The organism is Pseudomonas oryzicola (assembly GCF_014269185.2).
GTDB lineage: Bacteria > Pseudomonadota > Gammaproteobacteria > Pseudomonadales > Pseudomonadaceae > Aquipseudomonas > Aquipseudomonas oryzicola.
This window is the reverse complement of record NZ_JABWRZ020000001.1, coordinates 1,087,115-1,101,693: the sequence shown is the minus strand read 5'-3', so window position 1 is coordinate 1,101,693 and position 14,579 is coordinate 1,087,115. Positions and strand designations below refer to the sequence as shown.

14 protein-coding genes are annotated in these 14,579 nt (G+C 64.6%); 8 read left to right on the top strand and 6 right to left on the bottom strand.

What is annotated here, in order from left to right; all coding sequences use genetic code 11:
- Window positions 1-2 precede the first annotated feature (2 nt).
- From HU760_RS04985 to HU760_RS04955, 7 genes are all read left to right on the top strand, one after another.
- Window positions 3-1,106, top strand: a complete 1,104-nt coding sequence (locus HU760_RS04985; protein ID WP_186675187.1) for a mannuronate-specific alginate lyase — start codon at window positions 3-5, stop codon at window positions 1,104-1,106.
- A gap of 182 nt (window positions 1,107-1,288) precedes the next feature.
- Window positions 1,289-2,746, top strand: a complete 1,458-nt coding sequence (locus HU760_RS04980) for an MBOAT family O-acyltransferase (protein WP_186675188.1) — start codon at window positions 1,289-1,291, stop codon at window positions 2,744-2,746.
- Between the two features lie 10 nt (window positions 2,747-2,756).
- Window positions 2,757-3,914 (top strand): alginate O-acetyltransferase, encoded by a 1,158-nt coding sequence (locus tag HU760_RS04975; protein ID WP_186675189.1) that lies wholly within the window; start codon window positions 2,757-2,759, stop codon window positions 3,912-3,914.
- Window positions 3,915-3,931: 17 nt separating this feature from the next.
- Window positions 3,932-4,579 carry an alginate O-acetyltransferase AlgF gene (locus HU760_RS04970; protein ID WP_186675190.1) on the top strand — a complete coding sequence of 216 codons (648 nt, stop codon included), beginning with the start codon at window positions 3,932-3,934 and terminating at the stop codon, window positions 4,577-4,579.
- Window positions 4,580-4,614: 35 nt separating this feature from the next.
- On the top strand, window positions 4,615-6,069 hold the full coding sequence (locus tag HU760_RS04965; RefSeq protein WP_170034287.1) for a mannose-1-phosphate guanylyltransferase/mannose-6-phosphate isomerase: 1,455 nt from the start codon (window positions 4,615-4,617) through the stop codon (window positions 6,067-6,069).
- Between the two features lie 154 nt (window positions 6,070-6,223).
- The gene (locus HU760_RS04960) at window positions 6,224-6,688 is read left to right on the top strand and encodes a multidrug transporter (RefSeq protein WP_186675191.1); all 465 of its coding nucleotides are present in this window, start codon (window positions 6,224-6,226) and stop codon (window positions 6,686-6,688) included.
- Between the two features lie 111 nt (window positions 6,689-6,799).
- Window positions 6,800-7,612, top strand: a complete 813-nt coding sequence (locus HU760_RS04955) for an SDR family oxidoreductase (RefSeq protein ID WP_186675192.1) — start codon at window positions 6,800-6,802, stop codon at window positions 7,610-7,612.
- Window positions 7,613-7,679: 67 nt separating this feature from the next.
- Here the strand turns inward: HU760_RS04955 and HU760_RS04950 are convergent, their stop codons facing one another.
- From HU760_RS04950 to HU760_RS04935, 4 genes are all read right to left on the bottom strand, one after another.
- A complete protein-coding gene (locus tag HU760_RS04950; RefSeq protein ID WP_186675193.1) occupies window positions 7,680-9,131 on the bottom strand; it encodes an efflux transporter outer membrane subunit in 1,452 nt (483 codons plus the stop codon).
- Window positions 9,128-10,189: an HlyD family secretion protein gene (locus HU760_RS04945; RefSeq protein ID WP_186675194.1), complete on the bottom strand. Its 1,062-nt coding sequence runs from the start codon at window positions 10,187-10,189 to the stop codon at window positions 9,128-9,130. The genes HU760_RS04950 and HU760_RS04945 overlap by 4 nt, the downstream gene beginning before the upstream one ends.
- Before the next feature lie 28 nt (window positions 10,190-10,217).
- A complete protein-coding gene (locus HU760_RS04940; protein WP_186675195.1) occupies window positions 10,218-11,756 on the bottom strand; it encodes an MFS transporter in 1,539 nt (512 codons plus the stop codon).
- A 155-nt stretch (window positions 11,757-11,911) separates the two neighbouring features.
- On the bottom strand, window positions 11,912-12,820 hold the full coding sequence (locus tag HU760_RS04935; protein ID WP_186675196.1) for a LysR family transcriptional regulator: 909 nt from the start codon (window positions 12,818-12,820) through the stop codon (window positions 11,912-11,914).
- Window positions 12,821-12,979: 159 nt separating this feature from the next.
- Here HU760_RS04935 and HU760_RS04930 point away from each other — a divergent pair, with 159 nt between their 5' ends.
- The gene (locus HU760_RS04930) at window positions 12,980-13,432 is read left to right on the top strand and encodes a universal stress protein (RefSeq protein ID WP_186675197.1); all 453 of its coding nucleotides are present in this window, start codon (window positions 12,980-12,982) and stop codon (window positions 13,430-13,432) included.
- A gap of 71 nt (window positions 13,433-13,503) precedes the next feature.
- On the opposite strand, the gene HU760_RS04925 is transcribed toward HU760_RS04930, so the two are convergent.
- Complete coding sequence (locus HU760_RS04925; protein WP_186675198.1) at window positions 13,504-14,364, bottom strand: efflux RND transporter periplasmic adaptor subunit; 861 nt, start codon at window positions 14,362-14,364, stop codon at window positions 13,504-13,506.
- A 10-nt stretch (window positions 14,365-14,374) separates the two neighbouring features.
- Window positions 14,375-14,575, bottom strand: a complete 201-nt coding sequence (locus tag HU760_RS04920) for a DUF1656 domain-containing protein (protein ID WP_008097766.1) — start codon at window positions 14,573-14,575, stop codon at window positions 14,375-14,377.
- Between the last annotated feature and the right edge of the window lie 4 nt (window positions 14,576-14,579).

The following is a 14,579-nucleotide window of genomic DNA, read 5'->3' as shown; positions in this document are numbered from 1 at the left end:
CCATGATTGCGTTCAAACGAATTTCCCGTCCTGCCCTGCTCGCCCTGGCGTTGTTCGGTGGTGCCGCGCACGCCGCGCTGGTGCCGCCGCAGGGCTACTACGAAGGGATCGAAAAGCTCAAGACCAGCGACGGTAATTTCCGCTGCGAAGCTGTGCCCAAGCCGTACACCGGCGCCTTGCAGTTCCGCAGCAAGTACGAAGGTTCGGACAAGGCGCGGGCCACCCTCAACGTCAACTCGGAAAAGGCCTTCCGCAAGTCCACCGAAGACATCACCACCCTTGAAAAAGGCGTGAGCAAGATGATCGGCCAGTACATGCGTGATGGCCGCCCGGCGCAGCTCGAATGCGCCCTGGCCTGGCTGGGCAGCTGGGCACGTGCCGATGCGTTGATGTCCACCGACTACAACCACACCGGCAAGTCGATGCGCAAATGGGCGCTGGGCAGCATGAGCGGTTCGTGGCTGCGCCTGAAGTTCTCCAACTCGCAGCCGCTGGCCGCGCACCAGGCCGAGGCCGAGCTGATCGAGAAGTGGTTCGCCCGCCTCGCCGAACAGACCGTGCGCGACTGGAGCGACCTGCCGCTGGAGAAGATCAACAACCACAGCTACTGGGCAGCCTGGGCGGTGATGGCCACCGCCGTGGCCACCGACCGTCGTGACCTGTTCGACTGGGCCGTGAAGGAGTACCGGATTGGCGCCAACCAGGTCGATGCGCAGGGCTTCCTGCCCAACGAGCTGAAGCGCAAGCAACGCGCCCTGGCCTACCACAACTACGCCCTGCCGCCGCTGGCGATGATCGCCAGTTTTGCCCAGGTCAACGGCGTGGATGTGCGCGGCGAGAACGACAACGCCCTGCAGCGCCTGGCGCAGCGGGTGCTGGCCGGCGTCAAGGACCCGAGCGCGTTCAAGGCGCGCAATGGCGAGAAGCAGGACATGCAAGACCTGAAGATCGACAGCAAGTACTCGTGGATGGAGCCCTACTGCAGCCTGTACGCGTGCAGCGGCGACACCCTGCAACGCAAGCGCGGCATGCAGCCGTTCAACAGCTTCCGGCTGGGCGGCGACCTGACCCGGGTCTACGACCCGAGCGCGGAATCGAAAAAGTAACGCAAAACCCCTGTGGGAGCGGGTTTACCCGCGAAAAGGCCAGACCTGCCATGTGCGGTGCCTGTGCCGGCCTCTTCGCGGGTAAACCCGCTCCCACAGGAATCTAGGTAGCCCGCCACGAACATGTGGGGGGTTTGGGGGGCGCTTTGCCCCGGATGCTGTGAACAAAAAGGAGAACCGGGATGGTCTTCTCGTCCAACGTGTTCCTGTTCCTGTTCTTGCCGATCTTCCTCGGCCTGTACTACTTGAGCGGGCAACGCTATCGCAACCTGTTGCTGCTGGTCGCCAGCTACATCTTCTACGCCTGGTGGCGAGTGGACTTCCTGGCCCTGTTCGCCGGGGTCACCCTGTGGAACTACTGGATCGGCCTGAAAGTCGGCGCCGCCGGGGTCCGCACCAAGCCTGCCCAGCGCTGGCTGCTGCTTGGCGTGGGTGTCGACCTGGCGATCCTCGGCTACTTCAAGTACGCCAACTTCGGCGTCGGCAGCCTGAACGCGATCATCACCTCGTTTGGCCTGGAGCCGTTCATCCTCACCCACGTGCTGCTGCCGATCGGTATCTCGTTCTACATCTTCGAGTCGATCAGCTACATCATCGACGTGTACCGCGGCGACACCCCGGCTACCCGCAACCTGATCGACTTTGCCGCGTTCGTGGCGATCTTCCCGCACCTGATCGCCGGCCCCGTGCTGCGCTTCAAGGACCTGGTCGACCAGTTCAACAACCGCACCCACACCCTGGACAAGTTCTCCGAAGGCTGCACCCGCTTCATGCAGGGCTTCATCAAGAAAGTGTTCATCGCCGACACCCTGGCAGTCGTGGCCGACCACTGCTTCGCCCTGCAGAACCCGACTACCGGCGATGCCTGGCTCGGCGCCCTGGCCTATACCGCACAGCTGTATTTCGACTTCAGCGGCTACAGCGACATGGCCATCGGCCTGGGCCTGATGATGGGCTTCCGCTTCATGGAGAACTTCAAGCAGCCGTACATCAGCCAGTCGATCACCGAGTTCTGGCGGCGCTGGCACATCAGCCTGTCGACCTGGCTGCGCGATTACCTGTACATCACCCTGGGCGGTAACCGCAAAGGCACCTTCAACACCTACCGCAACCTGTTCCTGACCATGCTGCTGGGCGGCCTGTGGCACGGTGCCAACTTCACCTACATCATCTGGGGCGCGTGGCATGGCATGTGGCTGGCCATCGAGCGCGCACTGGGCATCGACACCAACCCGCAGCGCTTCAACCCGGTGAAGTGGGCCTTCACCTTCCTGCTGGTGGTGGTCGGCTGGGTGATCTTCCGCGCCGAAAACCTCGAAGTGGCCGGCCGCATGTACGGCGCCATGTTCAGCTTCGGCGACTGGCAGCTGTCGGAACTCAACCGCGCCCAGCTCACCGGCCTGCAGGTCGCCACCCTGGTGGTCGCCTACATCACCCTGGCGTTCTTCGGCCTGCGTGACTTCTATCGCAACGCCAGGCCGACGCCCAAGGCCACCCCGGTGGCGGTCAACGCCGACGGTTCGATCGGCCTGGACTGGACCCGCGTGATGACCCGCGCCCTGGTGCTGCTGCTGTTCGTGGCCTCGATCCTCAAGCTTTCGGCGCAGAGCTACTCGCCGTTCCTGTACTTCCAGTTCTGAGGTGGATGACATGACTCGCACCTTACGCATCACCTATTCACTGTCGTTCCTCGGCCTGCTGGTGGGCATGGGCGTGTGGTCGACCGGTGGCCTGCAAAGCTTCCAGCGCACCGAGCAGATGACCCTGCTCAACGGCAAACTGGCCAAGGCCGCCGAGACCCACTACGACGAGCACTTCCCGATCAAGCGGTTGGGCACCAACCTGTGGGCGGCGATGGATTTCAAGCTGTTCAATGAAGGCCGCCCCGGCGTGGTACTGGGCCGCGACCAGTGGCTGTTCAGCGACGAAGAATTCAAGCCCACCGCCGGGGCCGAGCAGCTGATGGCAGAAAACCTGGCGCTGATCCGCGGAGTGCGCGACACCCTGCAGCAGCACGGCAGCCAGCTGGTGCTGGCGATCGTGCCGGCCAAGGCACGGGTATACGCCGAATACCTGGGCAAGGAACTGCCGACCAGCCTGCATGACGACCTGTACAACCAGTTCCATGCCCAGGCACGCCAGGCCAACGTGTTCGCCCCGGACCTGATGGCACCGCTGGAGCAGGCCAAGGCCCGCGGTCAGGTGTTCCTGCGCACCGACACCCACTGGACGCCGATGGGCGCCGAAGTGGCGGCGCAGGCACTGGCCGAAGCCGTCAGCCGGCAAAGCCTGCTCAATGGTGACCCACAGACGTTCATCACCGAAGCCGGCAGCACCGCGCCGTACAAGGGCGACCTGACCAACTTCCTGCCACTGGACCCGCTGTTCAGCAATTTGCTGCCGGCCCCGGACAACCTGCAGAAGCGCACCACCCGCCCGGTCGAGGCCGAGGGTGAAGCCGGTGACGCGCTGTTCGCCGACAAGCAGATTCCGGTGGCCCTGGTAGGCACCAGCTACAGCGCCAACCCGCACTGGAACTTCCTCGGTGCGCTGCAGCAGGCCCTGCGCAGCGACGTGGCCAACTACGCCGAAGACGGCCACGGCCCGCTGCTGCCGATGCTCAAGTACCTGCAAAGCGATGCCTTCAAGAACGCCGCACCGCAAGTGGTGGTGTGGGAATTCCCCGAACGTTATCTGCCAATGAAGAACGACCTCAGCAGCTTCGACCCGCAGTGGATCGCGCAGCTGAAGAACTCCCGTAAATCCGAAGAAAACCTGGCCTTGTCGTCCACCCGGACGAACCACTGAAAGAGAGGAACACGCCAATGACTACCAAGACTTCCATTGCCAAAGCCCTCACCCTCGCGGCCGGCCTTTCCCTGGCCTCGATGCAGGCCTTCGCCGGCGCCGACGCCGCGCTGTACGGCCCGAGCGCACCCAAAGGTTCGACCTTCGTGCGCCTGTACAACGCGACCAGCACCCCGACCGCTGCCTCGGTCGGCAATACCCAGATCAAGCAGGTTGGCGCCCAGGCCAGCAGCGACTTCAGCTTCCTGCCAGGCGGTGACTACACCGCCCAGGTCGGCGGCAAGAGCGTGCCGGTCAAGCTGGCCTCGGACAAGTACTACACCCTGGTCAACAGCGCCAACGGCAGCCCGAAGCTGATCGAAGAGCCGCCGTTCAAGAACAAGCAGAAAGCCCTGGTTCGCGTGCAGAACCTGAGCGACCAGCAACTGACCCTGAAGACTGCCGACGGCAAGACCGAAGTGGTCAAGCCGGTGGCCGCCAACGGCCGTGGCGAACGTGAAATCAACCCGGTCAAGGTCAACCTGGCGCTGTACCAAGGAGACAAGAAAGTGGGTGACGTCAAACCCGTCGCCCTGGAGCGCGGCGAAGCCGCAGTGCTGTACGTAACGGGTTCCGGCAACGCCTTGTCGCCGGTGTGGGTAACTCGCCCCGTGGCTAGCAACTGATTTCCCTGCCTCTAAACGACTATTGGAGAAACATGATGATCCCGGTAATTCTTTCTGGTGGTAGCGGTTCGCGTCTGTGGCCTCTGTCGCGCAAGCAGTTCCCCAAGCAGTTCCTGGCCCTGACCGGTGAACACACCCTGTTCCAGCAAACCCTGGAACGCCTGGTGTTCGAAGGCATGGACACCCCGATCGTGGTCTGCAACAAGGACCACAAGTTCATCGTCCAGGAACAACTGGCCGCGCTGAAGCTGGAAACCCAAGGCATCCTGATGGAGCCGTTCGGCCGTAACACTGCCCCGGCGGTGGCCATGGCTGCCATGAAGCTGGTCAACGAAGGCCGCGACGAACTGATGCTGGTGCTGCCGGCCGACCATGTGATCGATGATCAGAAGGCCCTGCAACGCGCCCTGGCCCTGGCCACCGTGGCCGCCGAGCGTGGCGAGATGGTGCTGTTCGGCGTACCGGCGACCAAACCGGAGACCGGCTATGGCTACATCCGCTCCAGCCAGGACGCCCTGCTGCCGGAAGGCGTGGCCCGTGTGGCGCAGTTCGTCGAGAAGCCCGACGAAAAACGCGCTGCCGAATTCGTCCAGGCCGGTGGTTACTTCTGGAACAGCGGCATGTTCCTGTTCCGTGCCAGCCGCTTCCTCGAAGAACTGAAGAAGCACGACGGCGACATCTACGACACCTGCGTACTGGCCCTGGAGCGCAGCCGTGAAGACGGCGATGTGCTGACCATCGATGAAGCCACCTTCGCCTGCTGCCCGGACAACTCCATCGACTATGCGGTGATGGAAAAGACCCAGCGCGCCTGCGTGGTGCCGATGTCGGCCGGCTGGAGCGACGTGGGCTGCTGGTCGTCACTGTGGGAAGTGCACGAGAAGGACGACAACGGCAACGTCACCAAGGGCGATGTGGTGGTGCAGGACAGCCACAACTGCATGATCCACGGCAACGGCAAGCTGGTGTCGGTGATCGGCCTGGAGAACATCGTGGTGGTAGAAACCAAGGACGCCATGATGATTGCCCACAAGGACAAGGTCCAGGGCGTCAAGCAGATGGTCAAGACCCTCGACGAGCAGGGCCGCAGCGAAACCCAGAACCACCTGGAAGTGTACCGCCCGTGGGGCTCGTACGATTCGGTGGACATGGGCGGCCGCTTCCAGGTCAAGCACATTACCGTCAAGCCGGGCGCCAGCCTTTCGCTGCAGATGCACCATCACCGTGCCGAGCACTGGATCGTGGTGTCCGGTACTGCCGAGGTGACCTGTGACGAGAACGTGTTCCTGCTGACCGAGAACCAGTCGACCTACATCCCGATCGCCTCGGTGCACCGCCTGCGCAACCCGGGCAAGATCCCGCTGGAGATCATCGAGGTGCAATCCGGCAGCTACCTGGGTGAGGACGACATCGAGCGCTTCGAGGACGTGTATGGCCGTACATCCACGCCGATCGAGCGTGGCGTTTCGGTGAAGACCATCGCGCAGTAAAACTGCAAGCTGCAAGAAAAAGCGGGACGGAGGTGAATCTGCAAGCGCGGGTTCACCACCGCCCCGCTTTTTTCTTGTGGCTTGCAGCTTGCCGCTTGGCGCTTGGCGCTTGGCGCTCCAAGATGTCCGAATCCCCGGTCGGAATCAGCCCATCATGATCATTGGCGCCTTCCTCATTCTCACCTGGCTGGTGCTGCTGTTGCGCTACCCGGCCAAGGCCCTGCCGATCTCGCTGGCGGCCGTGTGCGGCCTGGGCCTGGTTGCCCTGTTCGTCGTCTGGCAGGACGCCCGCGAAACTTCGCGGTTGGCCCGCCTGGACCTGCGCCTGGCCTACGCCCCCGAACATTGCCCCGCCGACCGTGCCCTGCAGGTACACATGAAGAACGGCAACGACGTGCCGTTGACCGAACTGCGCTGGCGCGTGGCGGCGTATGCGCCGGGCGATACCGTGAACCTGGCCGAGAACACCTACAACGCCCCGCGCTATCGTGGGCCGGGCGAGCTGCAACCGGGGGCAGAATGGAAAGACTGCCTGCCACTGCCGCCACTGCGCTCAGGGTACCGGCCGCAGACCCTGGAATTCCGTGCAGAGCATCTGCAAGGTACATTTGCCAATTGATTCACAGCGATAGCGCCACTCCTGAGAAAAGCGCTGTACCTGTGGGAGCGGGTTCACCCGCGAAGAGGCCGGCACAGCCAAAATACATTCCCCTGACTACAGGCCCCAACCATGCCCACCGTACTGATCACCGGTTGTTCTAGCGGCATCGGCCGCGCCCTGGCCGACGCCTTCCGCGATGCCGGCCATCACGTCTGGGCCACCGCCCGCAAGCCCGAGGATGTCGCGCAACTGAACGCCGCAGGTTTCACCGCCCGGCAACTGGACGTTAACGACAGCAAAGCCCTGGCCCGCCTGGCCGAAGAGCTGGAAACCCTCGACATCCTGATCAATAACGCCGGATACGGTGCCATGGGCCCATTGCTCGATGGCGGCGTGGAGGCCCTGCGCCAGCAGTTCGAAACCAACGTCTTCGCCGTGGTCGGCGTCACTCGCGCCCTGTTCCCGCTGCTGCGCCGTACACGTGGCCTGGTGGTGAACATCGGCAGCGTTTCCGGCGTGCTGGTAACCCCCTTCGCCGGTGCTTACTGCGCCTCGAAAGCCGCCGTGCATGCGCTGAGCGATGCCTTGCGCCTGGAGCTGGCACCGTTCGGCGTACAGGTGATGGAAGTGCAACCGGGGGCGATTGCCTCGCAGTTCGCCAGCAATGCCCAACGCCAGGCCGAGCAGGTACTGGCAGCGGACTCGGCATGGTGGCCATTGCGTGAGCAGGTGCAGGCACGGGCGCGTGCATCGCAGGATAAACCCACTTCGGCGGCGGTGTTTGCCCAAGGCGTATTGGCAGCAGTCGGCAAGTCGCCGGTGCCGGCAATGGTGCGCCTGGGCAATGGCAGCACGGCGTTGCCGCTGATGGCCCGGCTGCTGCCACGGCGGCTACTGGATCGGGCGCTGCGCAAGCGCTTTGGCCTGTTGCGCCCGCTGTGAATTTTCCGCCCTGGTGCCGACCTGTTCACCGGCGCGCCCACGATCGGCCGCAGGGCGGCCCCTCTCGCTATGCTTTCTTCACCGGCTGCGCATCGAACGCCTGCCAGCCACCACCCAGGGCCTTGTACAGCCCCACCAATGCCTGCGACACCGCCGCCGAACTGTCGATCCACTGCTCCTCGCTGGCCAGCAACGCACTCTGCACCGTCAGCACATTGAGAAAGTCCACCGCCCCTTCCACATACTGACGCTGGGCAGTCTCCAGGGCGATACGGTTCTGCCGCACCGCCTCGGCCAAATGATCGCGGCGCAGCTGGCTGGCGTTGTACAGGCGTAGCACATCGTCGATTTCATGCCAGGCGCCCAGCACCACCTTGCGATAGTTCAGCGCCGCTTCCTGCTGCTGTGCCTCGCGCAGTTCGAGGGTGCCCTTGAGCCGGCCACCCTCGAAGATCGGCAGCGACAGCTGTGGCCCGAAGGCGAAACGGCGCGAATCCCAGGCGCCGAAATCGGACAGCTGCATGGCCTGGAACCCGACACTGCCCGACAGCCGGATGCTGGGGTAGAAGTCGGCGTTGGCCACGCCAATGCTGGCGGTGGCGGCGTGCAGGCGGGCCTCGGCCTGGCGAATGTCCGGGCGGCGTTCGGCCAGTTCGGATGGCAAGCCAATGGCGAACTTCTGCTGCGGCGCAGGCAGCTCGCCACCCTGCAGCAACTCGGCCTGGAGGCTGCGCGGCGGTTCGGCGGCGAGCAGGCTGAGGGCGTTGACCAGGTCATCGCGCCGCGCTTCCAGGCTGGGCAGGCGCGACTCGATCGAGGCGACCTGGGCACTGGCCTGGGCGACATCCAGGCGTGTGGCGACACCTTCGGCCTGGCGGTTTTCGGACAATTCCAGGCTGTGCCGGGCGACCTTGAGGTTGTCGCGGGTCACATCGATGGTGTGCTGCACGGCGCGCAGCTGGATGTAGTTACCGGCGGTTTCCGAAAGCAATGCCAGCAGCACGCCGCGGCGATCGTTCTCGGCCACTTCGACCGTGGCATCGGCAGCCTCGACCTGGCGCCGCACGCGCCCCCACAGGTCCAGCTCCCATCCGGCCAGCAGGTCGCCCTGCCAGAGATTGAAGGCTTCCTTGCCCGCCTTGCCGGACGGGTCACTCAAGCCTTCGGCACTGTTACGCGCGCGGCTGTAGCCGGCGTTCATGTCCACCGACGGTGCTTCAGCGGCAGCCACGGTACTGCGCAGGGCGCGGCTTTGCAGCAGGCGGGCGCTGGCCATCTGCAGGTCGAGGTTGCGCTCGGCAACACGCCGGATCAAGGCACTAAGGCGGGCATCATGGAAGCTCTCCCACCAGCGCAGTTCCAGCGGTTCGGCCTGCGGCTGGCTGGCCGCCGCTTCGCCTTGCAGCGGCGCCCACTGTTGCGGTGCCTGGCTGTCAGGCCGCTGGAAGTCCGGGCCGAGGGTGCAGCCAGCCATCAGTACGGCCAGCAGCAACGGGCCCAGGAGCAATGCCGGCTTCATCGTGCGCTTACCTCTTTGCCGTCCAGCTTGTCGCCACGGGTGTCGATGGTCGCTTCCACCGACATGCCGACGCGCAGGCGGGCAAGCAGCGGCTGGCCGTCATCGAAGACGATCTTCACCGGTATGCGCTGCACCACCTTGGTGAAGTTGCCGGTAGCGTTGTCCGGCTTGACCGCAGCGAAGGTCACGCCAGTGGCCGGAGCGATGCTTTCCACATGGCCCTGCAGCCGTTCGCCAGCGAAGGTATCGACGCTGATACTCACCGCCTGGCCGGGCTGCACGTGGGTCAGCTGGGTTTCCTGGAAGTTGCCGACCACGTAGGCCTGCTGCAACGGCACCACCGACAGCAGGCGGGTGCCCGGGTTGACGTAGGCGCCGACGCGCAAGGCGCGCTCGCCGACCATGCCGTCCACCGGTGCCGTGATGCGGGTGTAGGACAAGTCGAGCTGGGCCTTTTCCAGCCCAGCCTCGGCGCGCTTGAGCTGGCCATCGGCACTGGCCACCTGGGCGCTGAGGATATCCACCTGTTTGCGCGCTGCCACCAACGCCGCCTGGGCATTGGCCAGGCGTGCGCGCGCCTGGTCGACCCTGCTGCGCGCCTGCTGGGCATTCTGCACGGTACCGGCGCCCTGCTCGGCCAGGCGGCTGTAGCGGTGCACTTCATGGTCGGCGAATGCAGCTTCGGCCTGGGCGGCTTTCACCTCGGCCTCGGCCTGGGCAATCAGTGCGGCCTGGCGTTCGAGGGTGGCCCTGGCATCGGCGCTCTGCGCCTTGGCCACCAACAGCTGCGCCTGCGCGGCAGCCAGCGCGGCCTGGTAGTCACGGGCATCGATGGTCGCCAGCAACTGGCCGGCCTTGACCTGCTGGTTGTCTTCTACCAGCACCTCCTTGATGAAGCCGGCGACCTTCGGCGCGACCACGGTGTAGTCAGCGACCACATAGGCATCGTTGGTGCTCTGGCGGTGGTCGCTGCCGAGCAGCCAGGGGCCGACGATGCCGGCCAGGACGGCCACGGCAAGCACCGAGCCGATGATCAGGGTTTTGCGGTTGTTGGTCATTTCAGTGGTTCTCGAATTCACCCTGGGTTCAAGCCACCGCGCGCGGTGGGTAGACCCGGGTAGGCACGAAAGGAATCAGGCAGATCAAGGCCATGGCAATGCCGGCCATGACCAGGTAGAGGTCGGCCGAGGTCAGCACCAACGCCTGTTCATGGATACGCTTGGCCAGGCCCACGGCGTGATCGTCGACCAGCGGAGCGTTACCCAGGCTGTCCACCAGGTGATTGGAATGGAAGTGCCGACGCACAGTGCCCAGGGCGTCCAGCAGGCCACCGGCGATCACCGCTGCCAGGCCCTTCACGGTGTTGAACCAGCTGGAAGCGAATGGGCCTTCCTGCGGGGTCATGCCGTTGGTGGACAGCATCAGTAGCGGCAGCACGGCCATCGGTTGGCCAAACACCTGCAGCAGGTAGAACGGATAGAAGTCGCCACGGATCCATTCGGCGGTGAGCAGGCTGCTGCCGATGCAGGACACCGCCAGCAACGCCAGGCCGGCGCCCAGTACCCAGCGGCAGTCCACTGCGCGGATGTTGCACAGCGCCGCCGTCAGTGGCAGAGCTAGCAGTTGCGGCATTGCCACCAGCAGCATCAGCGGGCTGGTCTGCGCCGGGCGATAGCCCTGGAGCTGCGCGAGGTAGGCCGAGGGAATGCTACCCACGCCCGAGAGCACGATCAGCACCCCGGCCAGGGTGACCAGGGCGAAACTCAGGTTGCGCCGCGACAGCATGCGCAGCTGGAAGAACGGCAGCGGCTCGGACCATTCGTTGTACATGAACAGCACCAGCAACAGCAGGCCACCGCCAAGCAGCCAGCAGATCAGCGGCGAATCGAACCAGCCCCAGCGGTCGCCCAGCGACAAGCCCAGCACGATACAGCTGATGGCAGGCAGGCCGAGCAGCACGCCACGCCAGTCGAACTGCCGGAAGCGCTCCAGGCGTAGCGGGTCCTGCGGCAGGCCCCAGCCGACACAGGCCATGGCCAGTGCCGAGGGCAGGATGATCTGCCAGAACGCCCAGCGCCAGCCGACGTATTCGGTCCACAGCCCCGCCAGCGGCGTGCCGAGGTTGGGCCCAAAGGTGGCGGTGAGCGCGTAGCAGGCCAGGCCATAGACCTTGATGCCCGGCGGCAGGAAGCGCAGGGCCACGCTCATCAGCATTGGCGGCAGCGCGCCCGAGGCGAAGCCCTGGAGCACACGCAGCAGCATCAGGCTGTGCAGGTTGGGGGCGAACGGTTGCAGCAGGCCGAGCAACGCGAACAAGCCAATGGCGCACAGGGTGAAACGCCGTAACGAGAAGGTGGTGGCCAGCCAGGGCGCGAAGGCCATGGCCGACACCGAGGCAGCGCTGTACACCGCCAGCAGCCAGGCGCCTTCGTCGGCACCGATACCCATGGCGCCGCGGATATCGGCCAGGGAGATCTTGGTCACCGATTCGTTGAGCCCTGCGCACAACACGGCCAGCAATACGCCGAACAGCCCGACCACTACCTGCAGGCCGAACGCGGCCTGCGCAGGGGCTGCCGGCGCAGGCGCGGCGAGCGCGGCAGATGGGGCGGACAGGGAACTCATGGGCAGACATCTCCGGCAACAAATTTGCGACTGGAGCAAGTCTAAGAAGGTCGAATGCTGACGAAAACTGACTTCTCGGTAGGTTTAAGTTGCGTCAGGCGCAATCCACATCAGCACTGCTTCCCGGGTATGCCGGCGAAGCAGCCAACCCGCGATCAAGGGTCGACACTGCAGCAAGCCTTCAAGATCTGCCGCAACCAGCGATGCGCCGGGTCATTGTGGAAGCGGGGATGCCATGCCTGCAGCACGGTCACCCGCTCCAACGGCACCGGGATCTCGAATGAACGCAGCGGTAGCCCAAGCTTGTGCACGCTGTTGAGAATATTCGCCGGCATCGGCAGGATCAGGTCGGAATCCGGCAGCGAGAACAGCGCCGAGTGAAAGCTTGGGGTAATCAACGCCACCCGCCGCTGTACCTTGCAGTTGGCCAGCTCGACATCGATCGGCCCGTTGGCCCGACCACGGCGAGATACGCTGATCTGTGGATAACTGGCGAAACTGGTGGGCGTTATCGGCTGCTGGAAAATCGGGTGGTCGCGCCTGGCCAGGCCCACATAGTAGGTCTGGAACAGGCTTTGCACCTTGATCTCCGGCCCCAGCTCCATGGTCGAACTGATGATCAGGTCGGTACGCCCGTCGCGCAGCACACTGTCATCATCACCGCCGGGGCTTTCCGGCACGAAACGCAGCACCGTGCGCGGCGCCTGCTCGTGCATGCGCCGTAGCAGCTGGGCGCCGTACAAGGCAATGAACAGGTCATTGGTGCGGATGTTGAAGGCCCGGTCGAGCTTGGGCAGGTCGACTTCGTCGGCACTGCGGAACACCTCGCCGGCCTGCTCCACCAGCGTTGCCACCTGTTCGCGCAGGGCCAGCGCCCGCGGCGTCGGCACCAGGCCACGGCCGGCGCGCACCAGGACCGGATCGCCCAGGGCATCGCGGATGCGCCCCAAGGTCCGGCTCATCGCCGCCGGGCTCAGGTTCATGCGCTGCGCCGCGCCGACCACGCTGCCTTCATCGAGCAGGGCATCGAGGGCGACGAGCAGGTTCATGTCCGGGAGTTGCATGGCCGTTTTCCGTGACAGCTGTGGGAATGGCGATGGTAGCAGGTTGGCGGATTGCACCAGGCGCAATGCGCTCGTGCGTGGCGGGGCATTTATTAGCTGGCTGTGTTCGGCCATAAATGAGGCATTGGCACATCAGCCAGCCTCAGCCAAGGATCCCGCATGCCCAGCCCCGTCCTGATCGCCATCGATGCCTCCCCCGCCTCCACCGCCCTGCTCACCCTCGCCCGTCGCTATTGCCACCCTGGCGATCATGAATTGCACGTGCTGCTGGCCATCGACTCGACTTTCGCCGTGCACGACCAACCCGCGCCTTACACCACCGAGGAACTGGAGGAATACCCCGCCGCCTGCGAGGAACAACGCCTGGGTGAGCGCGCCGTGGCCGAAGCGGTGGCGCTATTGCAACAGGCCGGCTTCGACAGCCAGGGCTGCGTGGTTGCCGGGCAACCGGTCGAGGCAATTGTCAGCAAGGCACAGAAACTGAACTGCGAGCTGATCATCATGGGCCACCGCCACCTGTCGCGGCTGGGGCGGTTGCTGGATCCGTCGATCAGCGCGAAGGTGATTGACCGGGTTGAGGTGCCGGTGTTGGTGGGGGCTGCGGGGGTATGACTTGAGAAGTGTATCGCCTGTGAGATCGAGCGCCGCGCGGGCGGCGCTCGATCTCACAGACGCCACACCACTCAAGGCGAACCCGGCTTCACCACCACCGTACAGGTCGTCCCCGCCGCCAGCAGGAACCCTTCCGGCACCTCATCGATGTGAATACGCACCGGCACCCGCTGCGCCAGGCGCACCCAGTTGAAGGTCGGGTTCACATCGGCGATCAGCTCGCGGCTTTGCGGGTTGTCACGGTCGTAGATGCCACGGGCGATGCTCTCCACATGGCCCTTGATGCGCTCGCCGCTCATCATCTGCAGCTCGGCCTGGTCACCCACCTGCACATGCGGCAGCTTGGTCTCTTCGAAGAACCCGTACACCCAGAACGAGTGCTCGTCGACCACCGCCATCACCGCTTCGCCGGTGCGCGCATAGTCACCCTTGTGGATATTCAGGTTGGTCACATAGCCGTCCACCGTGGCCACGATCTGCGTGCGCTTCAGGTTCAGTTCGGCTGCTGCCAGCTCGGCAAGGGCTTGCTGGTAATCGGCCTGGGCCGCGTTGGCGATGTTGCTGGCGTCGTCGCGGTTTTCCCTGGAGATCACCAGGTTGTCCATGTCGGCACGGCGCTTGGCGTTGACCTTGCGCATCTCCCAGGTGGCCTTGCGCGAAGCGACCAGGGCCTTGGCCTGGTCGACCGCCAGCTGGTAATGCTCGGGGTCGATCTGGATCAGCAGGTCGCCCTTCTTGACCCGCTGGTTGTCCTTGACCGGCACGTCCACCACATAGCCGGGCACGTCGGCAGCGACATTGATGATATCGGCGCGCACGCGGCCGTCACGGGTCCATGGCGTGGTCATGTAATGCAGCCACAACTGGCGACCGATCACCACGGCAGCGGTCAGCACCAGCAGTGTGGCGATCAGGCTGAAGAACTTTTTCATCGAAGGTTTCTCACCAGTAGAGCGACAGCGCCAAGGCGCCGAACAGGCAGACGAACAGGCTCAGGCGCAACAGCGCCGGGTGCCAGAAGAAGCGGTAGCCATCATGGCTGGCGATGAACCGGTCCAGGCCCCAGGCCAGGCCCAGGGCGAACAGGAACATCAAGGTCATGGTGGGCATGTACACGCCATGGAAGGCGATTTCGCGGGGCATGATT